Annotated in this window: 11 protein-coding genes; 4 read left to right on the plus strand and 7 right to left on the minus strand. The window is 65.7% G+C overall.

The genetic code is table 11. The features are described 5' to 3' along the window. The first annotated feature begins 472 nt into the window (after window positions 1-472). From ACI48D_RS05520 to ACI48D_RS05530, 3 genes are all read left to right on the plus strand, one after another. Window positions 473-2089, plus strand: a complete 1617-nt coding sequence (locus ACI48D_RS05520) for an NAD(P)/FAD-dependent oxidoreductase (RefSeq protein ID WP_435570206.1) — start codon at window positions 473-475, stop codon at window positions 2087-2089. Between the two features lie 3 nt (window positions 2090-2092). Further along, a complete protein-coding gene (locus ACI48D_RS05525) occupies window positions 2093-2968 on the plus strand; it encodes an EamA family transporter (protein ID WP_435570207.1) in 876 nt (291 codons plus the stop codon). A gap of 74 nt (window positions 2969-3042) precedes the next feature. Beyond that, the gene (locus ACI48D_RS05530; RefSeq protein ID WP_435570208.1) at window positions 3043-4053 is read left to right on the plus strand and encodes an acetamidase/formamidase family protein; all 1011 of its coding nucleotides are present in this window, start codon (window positions 3043-3045) and stop codon (window positions 4051-4053) included. Window positions 4054-4123: 70 nt separating this feature from the next. Here the strand turns inward: ACI48D_RS05530 and ACI48D_RS05535 are convergent, their stop codons facing one another. The 6 genes from ACI48D_RS05535 to glnA all read right to left on the minus strand — a co-directional run bounded on the left by ACI48D_RS05535 (window position 4124) and on the right by glnA (window position 12981). Continuing rightward, window positions 4124-6886: a TonB-dependent receptor gene (locus ACI48D_RS05535; RefSeq protein WP_435570209.1), complete on the minus strand. Its 2763-nt coding sequence runs from the start codon at window positions 6884-6886 to the stop codon at window positions 4124-4126. 265 nt (window positions 6887-7151) lie between these two features. Beyond that, window positions 7152-8117 (minus strand): magnesium/cobalt transporter CorA, encoded by a 966-nt coding sequence (gene corA / locus ACI48D_RS05540; protein ID WP_435570210.1) that lies wholly within the window; start codon window positions 8115-8117, stop codon window positions 7152-7154. A 134-nt stretch (window positions 8118-8251) separates the two neighbouring features. Next, window positions 8252-9766 carry a nitrogen regulation protein NR(I) gene (ntrC, locus tag ACI48D_RS05545; RefSeq protein ID WP_435570211.1) on the minus strand — a complete coding sequence of 505 codons (1515 nt, stop codon included), beginning with the start codon at window positions 9764-9766 and terminating at the stop codon, window positions 8252-8254. Between the two features lie 62 nt (window positions 9767-9828). Then, a complete protein-coding gene (gene glnL, locus ACI48D_RS05550) occupies window positions 9829-10893 on the minus strand; it encodes a nitrogen regulation protein NR(II) (RefSeq protein WP_435570212.1) in 1065 nt (354 codons plus the stop codon). Window positions 10894-10904: 11 nt separating this feature from the next. Then, window positions 10905-11435, minus strand: coding sequence for a DUF4124 domain-containing protein (locus tag ACI48D_RS05555; RefSeq protein WP_435570213.1), 531 nt, complete (start codon window positions 11433-11435; stop codon window positions 10905-10907). A gap of 130 nt (window positions 11436-11565) precedes the next feature. Continuing rightward, on the minus strand, window positions 11566-12981 hold the full coding sequence (gene glnA / locus ACI48D_RS05560) for a type I glutamate--ammonia ligase (protein WP_435570214.1): 1416 nt from the start codon (window positions 12979-12981) through the stop codon (window positions 11566-11568). A 297-nt stretch (window positions 12982-13278) separates the two neighbouring features. Here glnA and ACI48D_RS05565 point away from each other — a divergent pair, with 297 nt between their 5' ends. Then, window positions 13279-13737, plus strand: coding sequence for a rhodanese-like domain-containing protein (locus tag ACI48D_RS05565; protein ID WP_435570215.1), 459 nt, complete (start codon window positions 13279-13281; stop codon window positions 13735-13737). 3 nt (window positions 13738-13740) lie between these two features. On the opposite strand, the gene ACI48D_RS05570 is transcribed toward ACI48D_RS05565, so the two are convergent. Then, complete coding sequence (locus ACI48D_RS05570) at window positions 13741-15102, minus strand: TAXI family TRAP transporter solute-binding subunit (RefSeq protein ID WP_435570216.1); 1362 nt, start codon at window positions 15100-15102, stop codon at window positions 13741-13743. Window positions 15103-15105: the final 3 nt, after the last annotated feature.

The raw sequence follows: 15105 nt of genomic DNA on the forward strand, positions 1-15105 counted from the left end.
GGAACCCACCGTGCATGGGGTAAAGGGCAGCGAAAACGCATGCACCATGTTGGGGCGCAGAAATATGCACAATTGTGTGGCGCAGCAATGTCACTGTGCCGAGAATGCACAAGCAAGGAATGCTGAAAAAAAGCAGAGCAAAATCAAGTCAGTATGCATACATATGTGTCAATACTACCCGAATTGCATATATTGCACTGCGTCATATGTATAGGCAACCCAGATGGGCGAGCGAAAAACGCCCATTTATGGTGCATATAAAGAATTTGTCCTGAATTTGTCGAACGTTGGATAAGTGCAACGTCCGGACACATTGAATGCAGTCCGGACACTGCCCGCCATGGGTAAGCAGGCTGCATGGCGGACAGGGCGGACACCAGGCGTTCGAAGGCCGACATTCCCCCGGCAAGCGCCGAGCGGCTTACAATAGAGGGTTGAACCTCTGACGCGTTTGCTAGCGAAGCCCCTACCCATGCTGAGAATTGCCGAATTAAAACTTCCCCTCGACCATACCGAGCCGGCGCTGCGCCAGGCCGTGCTGAGCCGCCTCGGCATCGGTGAAGACGAGCTGATCGACTTCACCGTGTTCAAGCGCAGCTACGACGCCCGCAAGCGCAGCGCCATCGTGCTGATCTACGCGCTGGACGTGCAGGTGAAGAACGAAGCGCAGGTGCTGGCCCGCCTGCGCGACGACCGCCAGGTCATGCCCGCGCCCGACACCGGCTACCAATTCGTCACGACGGCCAGGCCGGCGCCCGGCACCCCGCGCCCGGTGGTGGTCGGCATGGGTCCGTGCGGCCTGTTCGTGGCCCTGATCCTGGCCCAGATGGGCCTGAATCCGCTGGTCCTGGAACGCGGCAAGATCGTGCGCGAGCGCACCGTCGACACCTTCGGCTTCTGGCGCAAGCGCAAGCTCAACACCGAGTCGAACGTCCAGTTCGGCGAAGGCGGCGCCGGCACCTTCTCGGACGGCAAGCTGTACAGCCAGGTCAAGGACCCGAAGCACTACGGCCGCAAGGTCCTGTCGGAATTCGTGAAATCGGGCGCGCCGGAGGAGATCCTGTATGTCAGCAAGCCCCACATCGGCACCTTCCGCCTGGTCAAGATGGTCGAGCAGATGCGCGCCGAAATCCTGTCGCTGGGCGGCGAAATCCGCTTCGAGACGCGCCTGGAAGACGTGCTGGTCGAAGGCGAAGGGAACGGCCGCCAGGTGGTCGGCGTGCGCCTGGCCTCGGGCGAGGAGATCCCCACCCGCCACCTGGTGATGGCGATCGGCCACAGCGCGCGCGACACCTTCGAGATGCTGTACGAGCGCGGCGTCTATATAGAAGCGAAGCCGTTCTCGATCGGCTTCCGGGTCGAGCACCCGCAGTCGCTGATCGACGCCTGCCGCTTCGGCCCGAACGCCGGCAACAAGATCCTCGGCGCGGCCGACTACAAGATCGTGCACCACGCCTCGAACGGCCGCAGCGTCTACAGCTTCTGCATGTGCCCGGGCGGCACCGTGGTCGCCGCATCGAGCGAAGAAGGCCGCGTGGTCACCAACGGCATGAGCCAGTACTCGCGCGCCGAGCGCAACGCCAACAGCGCGATCGTGGTCGGCATCACGCCGGAAGACTACCCGGGCCATCCGCTGGCCGGCATCGCCTTCCAGCGCGAGCTGGAGTCGCGCGCCTTCGTCCTCGGCGGCAGCAACTACGACGCGCCGGGCCAGCTGATGGGCGACTTCGTACGCGGCGTGCCTTCGACGGCATTCGGCTCGGTGGTCCCGTCCTTCAAGCCGGCCGTGCACCTGACCGACCTCGCCACCGCCCTGCCCGACTACGCCACCCTCGCCCTGCGCGAAGCCTTCGTCGCCTTCGACAAGCAGATCAAGGGCTACTATAAAGAAGACGCGGTGCTGACCGGGGTCGAGACCCGCACGTCTTCGCCGATCCGCATCAAGCGCCACGACGACAACCTGCAAAGCCTGAACACGCGCGGCCTGTATCCGGCCGGCGAAGGCGCCGGCTACGCGGGCGGCATCATGTCGGCGGCGATCGACGGCATCAGGATCGCCGAGGCCGTGGCGCTGTCGATGGTCGCCTGACGCGTGGCATCCCACGCCGACGGCAGCGCGGTCGTCCCGGCCAAGGATAGCGCCGTGGTCCCGGCGCTGGCGATTGCCGCGGCCATGGTGTCGCAGTACGCCGGCGCGGCGTTCGCCAAGCATTTGTTCCCGCTGGTCGGGGCCGAAGGCGTGGTCGCGCTGCGCGTGGGCCTGTCGGCCCTGCTGCTGGCGGCCTTCGCCCGGCCCTGGCGCGCCCTGCCCTCGCGCGCGGACATCCCCAACCTGCTCCTCTACGGCCTGACGCTCGGCTGCATGAACCTGCTGATCTACCGCGCGTTCTCGCGCATCCCGATCGGCATCGCGGTCTCGATCGAGGTCATGGGCCCGCTCGCCGTGGTGCTGCTGTCCTCGCGCCGCGCGCGCGACTTCGTGTGGATGGCCTGTGCCGGATTCGGCCTGTGGCTGCTGCTACCGCTGCGCGGGTCGACCTCCGCGCTCGATCCGGCGGGCGTCGCATACGCGGCCGGCGCCGCGTTCTGCTGGGCGCTGTACATCGTATTCGGCAAGCGCGCCTCCCGATCGCAGGGTTCGGGCACGGTCGCCTGGGGCATGCTGGCGGCCAGCGCCTTCATCGTGCCGATCGGGGCTGTCCATGCCGGCAGTGCCCTGCTCTCGCCCTTCGTGCTCGCGGCCGGCCTGGCGGTCGCCGTGCTGTCCTCGGCGGCCCCGTACACGCTGGAGATGATCGCGCTACGCAGGCTGCCGCGGCGGGTGTTCGGCATCCTGGTCAGCGCGTCGCCGGCGGTGGCGGCATTGGCCGGCTTCGCGGTGCTGGGCGAGCGGCTCGCCGGCGCCCAGTGGCTCGGGATCGGCCTGGTCATGCTGGCCTGCGGCGCGACCGCGGCCAGCGCATCGTAGGGTGGGCACGTGACGTTCGCAACCCGTTGACATCCGTGTAGACTAGGCTGGTTGCCATTTCAACCACCGTCTCCATGCGCAAAACCATCCTCGCTTCCTGCCTGGCGCTCGCCGCCACGCCTCTCTTCGCCGCCGAACACACCCTGCTTGCCACCCCGCAGACCGTCGCCTGGGGCTACTACTCGGGCCAGTCCAAGCCGGCCCTGACCGTCCACTCGGGCGACACGGTGCGCATGCAGGCGCTGTCGACCTGCGGCTCGCCCGAGCGCATGATCGCAAACGGCGTCAAGCCGGAACAGATCCCGTCTTATACCGCCCCGATCTACAAGGAAGTGCAGGAAAAGGGTCCCGGCGGCCATATCCTGACCGGCCCGGTGGCGATCGCCGAGGCCGAGCCGGGCGACGTGCTCGAGGTGCAGATTTTGAAGGTCGACCTGGATGCCGATTTCGCCTGCAACGTGTTCGGCGTCGGCTCGGGCTTCCTGCCGACCGAGTATCCCTACGGCCGCTACAAGGTGGTGCCGCTGGACCGCAACAAGATGATCGGCCATTTCGCCCCGGGCATCGAGATCCCGCTGCGCCCCTTCTTCGGCAGCATGGGCGTGGCACCGAGCGGCGGCAAGATCGATACCGCGCCGCCCTTCGTCCACGCCGGCAACCTGGACAACAAGGAGCTGGTGGCCGGCACCACCCTGTACATCCCGGTCGCCGCCAAGGGCGCCCTGTTCCAGGCAGGCGACGGCCACGCGGCCCAGGGCAACGGCGAGGTCGACATCACGGCGCTGGAAACCTATTTGTCCGGCACCTTCCGCTTCGTGGTGCACAAGAACCGCCACCTGGTCTGGCCGCGCGCGGAGACGCCCACCCACTACATCTCGATGGGCTTTTCGAAGGACCTGAAGGAAGCCACCACACTGGCGCTGCGCGACATGATCGCCTTCCTCGTGGACGAGAAAAAACTGTCGCGCGACGATGCCTATATGCTGTCCAGCGTGGCGGTCGACATGGAAATCACCCAGCTGGTCGACGGGAATGTCGGCGTGCATGCGATGCTGCCGAAGAAGGTGTTTACCGCCAAGCGATAACCGCCGCGCGAATAAAAAAACCCGCCGCATGTGCACGCGGCGGGTTTTGTCGTTTACACGGACACCAGGTTTAGAACTGGTAGCTCGCGCTCACGTAGGCCGTCTGGCCGTGCGGATCGAAGTACGACGGATCGTAGCCGGTCTGGAAGTAGGTACCGGCGGTGATGACTTCCGGCGGTTTGCGGTTGAACAGGTTCTTGACGCCTGCGGTCAGGGTCAGGTTCTTGATGCCGCCATAGGTGCCCTGCAGGTCCCAGGTCGAGAGCGCGCCCACGTGCTGGGCGATGAACGGACCCTCGTCCGGCGTATCGGCGCGGTAGGCGTCCCAGTAGCCCGACTGGAAGTTGTTGGTCAGCGCGAGGCCGAACTTCTTGTACTTCCAGTCCAGGGTCAACTGGTCGCGCCAGCGCAGGATGACGCCACCATTGCTGACCGCGTTCAGCACGTTGCCATCGCGGTCGATGGTAGCGGCCACGCTCTTCTGCCTCGTGCCGTCCGGCAGGGTCAGATCGTACTTCGAGGTGTAGGTGCCGTTCATGCGCAGGTTGAAGTTGCCGTAGGTCGGGCTCTTCAGCAGGGCCCAGCGCAGGTCGACGTCCACGCCCTGGGTCTTCACGCCGCCGGCGTTCAGGTTGGTGCCCACGATCGAGGTGATATTACCCTGCGCATCGCGCGTCACCAGGCCGGTGTAGGCCGGGTTGCCGCTTTTCGCCTGGCCCAGCACGAAGGTCGGCGACAGGGTGGTCACCAGGTTGTTGACGTTGATCTTCCACCAGTCCACGGCGATCGACAGGCCCTTGACCGGATCGACCACGAAGCCCAGCGATGCCTGCTCCGACTTCTCCGGCTGCAGCTTCTGATTACCGCCGTAGAGCATATTGAACTGGCCGGTCTGACCGGTCACCGGGTCGGTGATGTTCGCGCTGGTGCCCAGGGTCTGCTGGTTGTTCAGCTCCGGCAGCGACGGCTCGCGGAAGCCCTTGCCGTAGGAACCGCGCAGCAGCAGTTGCTGGACCGGCTGGTAGCGCAGGCTGATCTTCGGGTTGGTCGCGGAGGCGTTCGGGTAGCGGTCGTGGCGCACGGCCAGGTCGGCTTCCAGGTGCTTGGCGATCGGGACGATCGTTTCGGCGAACACGGCCGACGAATTGCGCGAGGCCGACAGCGGCAGCTGGGCGCCGCCGTAGCCGGACACGTCGCCGCTCTGGTAGGCGGCGCTCGGGTTGACCGACAGGTTCTCGTCGACCATCGCGGCGCCGACGGCGAACTTGACCATGCCGGCCGGCAGCTGGAACAGGTCGCCCGAGATGCGTGCGTTCAGGGCGTCGTTGCGCAGCACCGCGTTCATCACCGGACCGACGTAGTTGGTGCCGCGGATCTGGGCAGCCAGTGCCGGCGACTGGTACTGGGCCAGCGGGTTGAAGGCGTTGTTATTGCTCAGCAGGCTCACCAGCGCGGTCTGGTTCTGGTAACCGCTGATGGCGCGCTCGGTGACGTCGCTCGAGTTGTGGGTGTAGGCGACGTCGTAGTCGTAGCCCTTCACGGTGCCGCGGAAGCCCAGCACCAGGTGCGACTGGATCGCGGTGTCGCGGGCTTCGCGGTTGCCGCCGTCGAAGGCGCGGTAGCTGACGCTGACCGGTTTGCCGGCCTGGTCAGGCGCCTTGGCGGCGATGAAGGCGGCCGGGTAGTACGGGCTGCTCGGCGAGACGATGATCGACGGGTAGATGTTCTTCGAGACGAAGGCCGGGTCGGTCGACAGGAAGTAGTTGCTGTACGGCGAAGGCTGGGCAGTCTGGGTGGTCTCCTGGCGCGACACGAAGCCTTCCGTGAAGAACTCGGCGTTGTCGTTCAGCTTGAAGCGGAAGCTGCCGCCCACGTTGGCGCGCTTGGCGGCCGGGACCAGGTTCACTGCCGGCGAGCTGTCGTAGCGGCAGGTGCCGAACACGGCATCGTAGGCGCTGCCGCTGGCGGCGCAGCCGTTCGGCGCCTGCGGGTGGCCGATGGTCGAGCCGACCGAATCCATGCTGTTCGGCACCACGCCCATGGCGTTCCGGGTCGTGGTCGGCTCGAAGGTCGTGAAGTTGCCGCTCGGGGTGGCGCTGGCGTCGCGGAAGCCGTTGTTGTTCCAGCCGTTCTTCGCGTAGCCGCGCTGGCGGCCGAAGATCGCGTCTTCCTTGCTGACGTCGGCCGACAGGGTGAAGTTGTAACGGTCGGCGTCGAAATCGCCGAAGCCGGCCAGGACGCTGGCCTTGTGGGTCTGGCCGCCGCCGTAGCGGCTGGCGCTGGTGTAGCCGTTCAGTTCCACGCCCGAGAAGTTCTGGCGGGTGATGAAGTTGATGACGCCGCCGATCGCGTCGGAGCCGTAGACGCCCGAGGCGCCGTCCTTCAGCACTTCGACGTGGTCGATCGAGGCCAGCGGGATCGAGTTGACGTCGACCGAGGTGCCGTCGGTGGCGTAGTTGCCCAGACGGCGGCCGTTGACCAGCACCAGAGTCTTGCTGGCGCCCAGGCCGCGCAGGCTGGCGCTGGACAGGCCATAGGTCGACTGGCCGGCGCCTTCGGCACCGTTGACCGCGCCGACCATCGAGTTCGAGCTGAGGGTGGTCAGCAATTCGGCGGTGTTGGTGGCGCCGCTGCGCTTGATGTCCGCGGCGCTGACCATCTGCACCGGCAGCGAACCTTCGACGTCCGCGCGCTTGATCGACGAACCGGTCACTTCGACGCGGGCGATCGGTTTGTCCGATTCCTGCGCCAGGGCCTGGCCCAACAGGCCGACGCCCAGGGCGCCGGCGAACATGACGCGCACGGAGCGCGACAGGGTTTTTTCCTTAAACATTCTTGTCCCAAACGAAAATTAATTATTCGCTGGCTTGGGACGACGAGCATCGGCCCAAGGCGGCGGACGGAATAATGATCGCCAACTTGCACCTTGGTCAATATGTACGACGAGAAAACTACATTTGTGCAACATAACATTTCGTAACAAATGTAATGTTGCTGAACAACGTTCAGTTCGATCAATTTGTTGCATGGCAACAAAATAGGCGCCCTCAGGCGCCTATTTTCGGTTTTCTTCACGCTACCATCACACTTTCATCACGCTAGAGCCAGCCGGCCTTGCGAAAGCGCCGATACAAATAGACACATACGCCAATCATGACGCCGAGCGCCATCGGGTAGCCCCACTTCCATTCCAGCTCGGGCATGACCTTGAAATTCATGCCCCATACGCCGGCGAAAGCGGTGAACACGGCGAAGATCGCAGCCCAGGCGGCCAGGCGCTTGTTCACTTCGCTCTCGTCGATCGAGACCATCGACAGGTTGACCTGGATGGCGGTGGCGATCGTGTCGCGGATGGTGTCGAGGCGGCCGGCGATGCGGATCAGGTGGTCTTGCACGTCGCGGAAGTAATCCTGGACCCCGGCCGCCAGGGCCGGCGCACGTCCGCCCAGCAGGTGGCCGATGGCGTCCATCAACGGGATCACGGCATGGCGCAGCTCCAAGCCCTTGCGCTTGAGCTGGTACAGGCGCTCGACGTTCTGGCGCTGGGCGCCGTGGGTGAAGATGCGGTCTTCGATGGTTTCGAGCTCGGACTCGAGCAGGTCGACGATCGGGAAATAGCGGTCGACCACGGCATCCATCAGCGCGTACATCACGAAGGACGAGCCCATGCTCAACAGGTGCGGCTCGCGCTCGGCGCGGGCGCGCACGCCCAGGAAGCCCTTGGCGGCGTCGCGCCGCACCGACAGCACATAGTTGGGGCCGGCGAAGATGGCCAGCTCGCCGGTGGCCAGGGCGTCGTCCTCCAGGTCGATCGTGTGCACGACCGTGAACAGGCAGTCGCCGTATTCCTCGATCTTGGGCCGCTGGTGGCCGCGCGCGGCATCCTCGACCGCCAGTTCGTGCAGGCTGAACTCTTCCTGCATCTGGCGCATCTCGGCGTCGGTGGCGTCGCGCAGCGCCACCCACACGAAGCAGCCGGGGCGTTCGAGATACTCGCTGATGTCCTCGACGGGGATGTCGGAGAGTTTTTTACCTTCTTGGTAGGCGACGCAGTTGATCAGCATGGTGGTTCGATGGAGCAGCGCATGGTGCGCGGATGCAAGAGCTTACACCATGAACTGTCGTTCCCGCGCACCACCCTCGTCGCCCGCGCAGGCGGGGACGCCCGCCGGACCTTTCGAATAAGGTGCCCCGGACCTTATTCGTCCTTTGCCCCGTCGATCCCTAGCTCGGCGATCTTGCGCGTAATCGTATTCCGCCCTATCCCCAGGCGGATCGCCGCATCGTTCTTGCGCCCGTGGGTGTGCTTGAGCGCCGTGCGGATCAGGGCCGTTTCGAACTGCTTGCCCAGCACGTCCATCACCTCGACCTGGCCGTCGGACAGCATGCGCGCGGCCTGCAGTTCGAGCAGGCCGATCCAGCCGTCGGTGCCGGAAGGTAGCGGTGCCGCCATCGCAGGCAGGGCGCCGGCGCCGTCCATGCCGCCGTGCAGCGGACCGGCCGACGGCGCCGGCATTGGCACCGTGGCGCCGGCGCCCGGGATCGCCAGGCCGACCGGCTGGGCCTGGGTCAGGTCGCGCGGCAGGTCCTTGACCTCGACGGTCTGGCCGGGCGCCATCACGGTGATCCAGTTGCACAGGTTTTCGAGCTGGCGCACGTTGCCCGGCAGTTCCAGGCCGGACAGGAAGCGCACCGCTTCCTCGCTCAGGCGCTTGGCCTCGACGCCCAGCTGGCGTGCGCTCTGCACCAGGAAGTGGCGCACCAGGATGGGGATGTCCTCGCGCCGCTCGCGCAAGCTGGGCAGGCGCAGCCGGATCACGTTCAGACGGTGGTACAGGTCTTCGCGGAACAGGCCGTCGCGCACCCGCTGTTCCAGGTTCTGGTGGGTGGCGGCGATCACGCGCACGTTGGCCTTGACCGGCTGGTGCCCGCCGACGCGGTAGAAGTGGCCGTCGGAGAGCACGCGCAGCAGCCTTGTCTGCAGATCGAAGGGCATGTCCCCGATCTCGTCCAGGAACAGGGTGCCGTTCTCGGCCTGCTCGAAGCGGCCGCGCCGCATCGCCTGGGCGCCGGTGAAGGCGCCGCGCTCGTGGCCGAACAGCTCGGACTCCAGCAGGTCCTTCGGGATCGCCGCCGTGTTCAGGGCGATGAAGGGTTGCTGGGCGCGCGGGCTGTGTTTATGGAGCGCCCGCGCGACCAGCTCCTTGCCGGTGCCGCTCTCCCCCGTGATCAGGACCGTTACGTTTGACTGCGATAGGCGGCCGATGGCGCGGAACACTTCCTGCATCGCCGGCGCCTGGCCCAGGATCTCGGGCGTCTCGGTGGGCGCGATCTCGACGCTGGCTTCGCGCAGGCTCTCTTCCAGGGCGCGCCGGATCAGCGCCACCGCCTTGTCGATGTCGAAGGGCTTGGCCAGGTATTCGAAGGCGCCGCCCTGGAACGAGGCGACCGCCGAATCGAGGTCGGAGAAGGCGGTGATGACGATCACCGGCAGGCCGGGATGCTTTTCCTTGACCGCGGCCAGCAGGTCCAGGCCCGACTCGCCCGGCATGCGGATGTCCGAGACCAGCACCTGCGGGGTGTCGTCCTCGAACGCGGCCAGCGCCTCGCGTCCGCTGGCAAAACTCCGGGTTGCGAGGTTCTCGCGCGCCAGGGCTTTTTCCAGCACCCAGCGGATCGATGCATCGTCGTCGACAATCCAGATTGGTTTCATTGGTTCAGTGCTTCCCGCATAAGTACATCCATCGTTGGACCGCGGCCGCACTGCCCCGCCGCTTATGGCAGCGGGATCAGGATGCGGAAATCCGTCAGTCCAGGCCGGCTTTCGCACTCGATCAGTCCCAGGTGCTGTTGCACGAAGGTCTGCGCCAGCGTCAGCCCGAGGCCGCTGCCGCCTTCGCGCCCGGAGACGAGCGGATAGAAGATGCGGTCGCGGATATCGGGGGCGATGCCCGGTCCATTGTCGATGATATGCAAGTCTAATGCCAGCCCGTAACGAACCTTCGCCAAGGTGACCTGGCGCGCCACCCGGGTGCGCAGGACGATCTCGGCGTCGCCCGCGGCGATCCGTTCGCGCAGGGCCTGGGCCGCGTTGTGGACGATGTTCAGCACGGCCTGGATCAGCTGTTCCTTGTCGCCGCGGAATTCGGGAATCGAGGCGTCGTAGTCGCGCCGGATCGTCAGGCCGGACGGGAATTCGGCCAGCACCAGGCTGCGCACGCGCTCGCAGACTTCGTGGATGTTGACGTCGCCGACGATGTGCGGGCGGCGGTGCGGGGCCAGCAGGCGGTCGACCAGGGTCTGCAGCCGGTCGGCTTCCTTGATGATGACCTGGGTGTACTCGCGCAGCGCATTCAAATGCGCGTCCGGCAGCTCGAGCTCCAGCAGTTGCGCCGCGCCGCGGATCCCGCCGAGCGGATTCTTGATCTCGTGCGCCAGGTTGCGGATCAGTTCCTTGTTGGCCTGGCTCTGGTCGAGGAGGCGCTCCTCGCGGTCGAGCTTGAGCTGCTGCACGTTCTCGCGCAGCTCGACCACCACTTCGCCGTCCCCTGCCGCGCTGACGATGCTGTGCACGTGCAGCGGCTCGCGTCCGCCGCGCTGCAGGGTCAGGTCCTGGCGCAGGTCGGCGTACTTGTGCGCCCGCGCCTGCCGGCACAGGGCATCGAGCTCGTCGCCGTTGATGAACAGCCCCGCCAGCGTCTGGCGCGACAGCGACTTCACCGAGATCTCGAGCAGATGTTCGGCGGCCGGGTTCGCATAGCGTACCAGGCCGCCGGCATCGGCCACCAGCACGGCGGATGCCAGCAGCTCCAGGCCGGTGAAGCGGTCGGGGGTGCTCATGGGGGCGTTTGTCAGCGTATGTTCGCGATCTCGCGCCTGATCGCTTCGATGTTCTTCTCGGCGCGGCCGATGTCGTCGCGCATCTGGGCCACGCGTTCCTGGTACTTGGCGTAGTTGCGCTCGTTGCCCTGGCGTTCGGGCTCGCCGTTGTTGAAGTCGCGTTTCAGGTCGGCCAGCTTCTTCTCTTCGGCGCGCAGTTCCTCGTTGAGGATCTCGCGGCGGTCGTCGTCGCGGGCGCGCTGGGTGGCGTTGTCCACGCGCGGGAAGTTGGCCGGGCTGGCTGCTGCCGCGGCGGGACGGCTCGCGCCCTGGCGCATCGTCACAGCAGGCGAGCGAGTGGGCGCCGGCGACGAGATGGCGCCGGAGACGATCGAGTCGACCACCTTGCAGTTGCCGGCATTGGTATCGGTGTACAACACGTGGCCTTCCTTGTCGACGCAGCGGTAAACCATGGATTGGGCATGGGCGACACCCGCCAGCAGCAGCGCCGGCACGACGAACAGGATCCGGGGGACCTTGTTCGGAATAACAAAGCTTGTCATTCGCATCAGGTCAGTCGGCACGGGGTGCCTGAGTGGGAATCCATCGAATATACCGCATCCGACTCCAAACGAAAAAAAACTCGGGGTGCCGGACGGCCTCCCCGAGTTTTTTGTTACTTCATGGATACACTTACGACGAGTAGTACATGTCGAATTCGGCCGGGTGCGGGGTCATGCGCAGACGCTGCACTTCCTGCATCTTCAGCTCGAGGTAGGCGTCGATCATGCTGTCGCTGAACACGCCGCCGCGGGTCAGGAACTCGCGGTCCTTGTCGAGGGCTTCCAGGGCTTCTTCCAGCGACGAGCACACGGTCGGGATCAGCTTGTCCTCTTCCGGCGGCAGGTGGTACAGGTCCTTGGTCGCGGCTTCGCCCGGGTGGATCTTGTTCTGGATGCCGTCCAGGCCGGCCATCAGCAGCGCAGCGAAGCACAGGTAGACGTTGGCCAGCGGGTCCGGGAAGCGGGTCTCGATGCGGCGGCCTTTCGGGTTCGCCACGTGCGGGATGCGGATCGAGGCCGAACGGTTGCGGGCCGAGTAGGCCAGCTTGACCGGGGCTTCGTAGCCCGGCACCAGGCGCTTGTACGAGTTGGTGCCCGGGTTGGTGATCGCGTTCAGGGCGCGCGCGTGCTTGATGATGCCGCCGATGTAGAACAGCGCCGTTTCCGACAGGCCGGCATAGCCGTCGCCCGCGAACAGGTTCTTGCCGTCCTTCCAGATCGACTGGTGCACGTGCATGCCCGAGCCGTTGTCGCCGTTCATCGGCTTCGGCATGAAGGTGGCGGTCTTGCCGTAGCTGTGGGCGACGTTCCAGATCACGTACTTCATGTTCTGGGTCCAGTCGGCGCGCTCGACCAGGGTCGAGAACTTGGTGCCGATTTCGTTCTGGCCGGCGCCGGCCACTTCATGGTGGTGCACTTCGACCGGGATGCCCAGGGCTTCGAGGATCAGGCACATTTCCGAACGCATGTCCTGGAAGCTGTCGACCGGCGGGACCGGGAAATAGCCGCCCTTGACGGTCGGACGGTGGCCGCTGTTGCCGCCTTCGAATTCCTTGTCGGTCGACCAGGAAGCTTCTTCCGAATTGATCTTGACCATCGAGCCCGACATGTCGACTTTCCAGTTGATCGAGTCGAAGATGAAGAATTCCGGTTCCGGGCCGAAGAAGGCGGTATCGCCGATGCCCGAGGACTTCAGGTAGGCTTCGGCGCGCTTGGCGATCGAGCGCGGGTCACGGTCGTAGCCCTTGCCGTCCGACGGTTCGATCACGTCGCACTGCATGAAGACGGTGGTCTCTTCCATGAACGGATCGATGTTGGCGCTGCTCGGGTCCGGGATCAGCAGCATGTCCGATGCTTCGATGCCTTTCCAGCCGGCAATCGACGAGCCGTCGAACGCGTGGCCGGATTCGAACTTGTCTTCGTCAAAATGCGAGATGGGAACGGTCACGTGATGCTCTTTGCCGCGGGTATCGGCGAAACGCAAATCGACGAACTTGACTTCGTTTTCCTTCAGCATCTGCATTACATCTGCGGCGGTCCTTGCCATTCGTATTCTCCTGATTGAAAAAGGGGTGTCGGCGACGCCAACGGGGCGTGCGACAGGCGCATCTCAGTTAAAGCAGAAATTGTGCCAGCACTTGACCATGAGCAAATAAGCAATCTGTCCTTGGACCGCCTGCGTTTTGCCCCTTAAAATCAAGGATCCGGTGCGGTGCACAAAAGTGATGCAGCCTTGGTGCGAGCTCATCCATACGCACCAGATTGGTGCAAGTTCGGCAGTATGCACCAACTTGAAGCAGGTTGCACCATTTGTGCGAGCACGACCATCACTGAGGAAAAGACCATGAGCACAACCGACGAGATCCTGGCCGCCGCCAGGGAGCGCGCCCCCGGCCAGCCCTATGCCGGCGCCGTCACGCCGCAGGAAGCGTTCGCACTGCTGCAGGGCGATGCCCACGTCAAGCTGGTCGACGTCCGCACGAACGCGGAGCGCGACTGGATCGGCCGCCCCGCCATTCCGGAAGCCCAGCACGGCGCGGTGCAGTGGACCCTGTACCCGGGCGGCGCTCCCAACCCCGACTTCGCAACCCAGCTGCAGCGGGCCGCCGACAAGGACGACGTGCTGCTGTTCCTGTGCCGCTCCGGCGTGCGCTCGCGCCACGCGGCGCGCGTCGCGACCGAGCTCGGCTACAAGAATGCCTTCGACATCCTCGAAGGCTTCGAGGGCGACCGCGACGGCGAAGGCCACCGCAAGACCGTGGGCGGCTGGTGCAAGGCCGGCCTGCCCTGGGTCGGGGCCTGAAGATCAGCCTGCCTTGATGCCGGCGCGCACGCGCTGGCGTACGAAGTTGATGTGGCTGCGCAGGCCGTACAGCGCATCGGCATAGGACAGCGGGATCGAGATGTGGTTCACGCGCGTCTCGATGTCGTCGAGGCGGCGCAGCAGCTCGGTGCGGACCTCGTCGAGCCGTTCGGGCGGGGCGCTCATTTCCACCTCTTTCTCCAGGGTCTGCTCGACCGCGCGCAACTGGCCGTACCAGCGGTACACCCGCGAACGGATGCGCCACACGTACAGCGGCGGCACGATCTTCGACAGCGGGATCACCAGTGCCGCCAGCGCCACCACCACGACCCACAGGCGGTCGAACAGGTTCGCCAGCCAGAACGACAGGTAGCGCTGCAGGAAAGGCGGGCCGTCGCGATAGTACTTGGCGGCCTCGCGCGAGACCGGGATCTCGGTATATTTCGGCGACGGGAACTGGCCCTGCTGCTGGAACCAGCCGGCGCCGCCGTGGATCTCGGTGGCGGACTTCACGAACAGGTCGACCAGGGCCGGGTGCAGGTCGTCGCGCGCGACCAGGGTCGCGGTCGGCGCGATCAGGTGGAAGTCCTGGGCCGGGATATCCCTGCCGAGGTCCACGATCCCCCTCGGCAGCACCACATGGGTCAGGAAGGGCAGGCGCCGCGTGTAGGCTTCGGCCTGGCGGAAGTCGAACAGGCGGATGCCCGGGGTCTGCAGCAGCATCTGGATCAGCGGGGCCTCGGGCGCGGAACTGAACACGACGCCGTCGATGCGGCCTGCCAGCAGCTCGACGGTGGCCGGCGTGTTCTCCAGCGAGGAGACGGTCAGCTGGCCGGGCTCCACGCCGTTCACCGCCAGCACCTGGCGGAACAGCCTGGGCACGCCGGTGCCCTCGGGGCCGAGGTTGATGCGCAGGCCCTTCAGCTGGGTCAGGCTGTGGATGTCGGACTTGCGGCCCTTCCCGCGCTCGCGCAGGAACAGCCATACCGGCTCGGTGAACAGGCTGCCCAGCGACATCAGGTTGCGCCGCTCGGCCTGGGCTTCGCTGGTCGAGCCGCTCTGCACGAAGGCGATGTCGGCGCGGCCGTCGATGAGGCGCTGCAGGTTGTCCTCGGAGCCGAGCGAGCGCTGCAGCTCCACCTTGATACCCTCGCGTGCGAGCAGCGCCGCGTACTTGCGGCCGAATTCTTCGTAGGCGCTGTTTTCCTGGCCGGTGGCGAGCACCACGCGGCGCGGCGGCGCCGGATCGACCACGATATAGGCCACCACGCAGGCGGCCAGCACCAGCAGGATGGTGGGCAGGGAGGCGACCAGCAGGTCGCGCAGCGACACCAGGCTGAACTTGCCGAGCTTGGGCCGTTTCACACG

It is taken from the genome of Massilia sp. LXY-6 (assembly GCF_051233485.1).
Classification (GTDB): domain Bacteria; phylum Pseudomonadota; class Gammaproteobacteria; order Burkholderiales; family Burkholderiaceae_D; genus Telluria.

Excerpts from the sequence above, each read along its gene's own strand:
- glnL (WP_435570212.1), bottom strand. The coding sequence starts at position 10,893 with ATGAGCACCCCCGACCGCTTCACCGGCCTGGAGCTGCTGGCATCCGCC.
- corA (WP_435570210.1), bottom strand. The coding sequence starts at position 8,117 with ATGCTGATCAACTGCGTCGCCTACCAAGAAGGTAAAAAACTCTCCGAC.
- ntrC (WP_435570211.1), bottom strand. The coding sequence starts at position 9,766 with ATGAAACCAATCTGGATTGTCGACGACGATGCATCGATCCGCTGGGTG.
- ACI48D_RS05520 (WP_435570206.1), top strand. The coding sequence starts at position 473 with ATGCTGAGAATTGCCGAATTAAAACTTCCCCTCGACCATACCGAGCCG.
- ACI48D_RS05530 (WP_435570208.1), top strand. The coding sequence starts at position 3,043 with ATGCGCAAAACCATCCTCGCTTCCTGCCTGGCGCTCGCCGCCACGCCT.
- ACI48D_RS05555 (WP_435570213.1), bottom strand. The coding sequence starts at position 11,435 with ATGACAAGCTTTGTTATTCCGAACAAGGTCCCCCGGATCCTGTTCGTC.
- ACI48D_RS05535 (WP_435570209.1), bottom strand. The coding sequence starts at position 6,886 with ATGTTTAAGGAAAAAACCCTGTCGCGCTCCGTGCGCGTCATGTTCGCC.
- glnA (WP_435570214.1), bottom strand. The coding sequence starts at position 12,981 with ATGGCAAGGACCGCCGCAGATGTAATGCAGATGCTGAAGGAAAACGAA.
- ACI48D_RS05565 (WP_435570215.1), top strand. The coding sequence starts at position 13,279 with ATGAGCACAACCGACGAGATCCTGGCCGCCGCCAGGGAGCGCGCCCCC.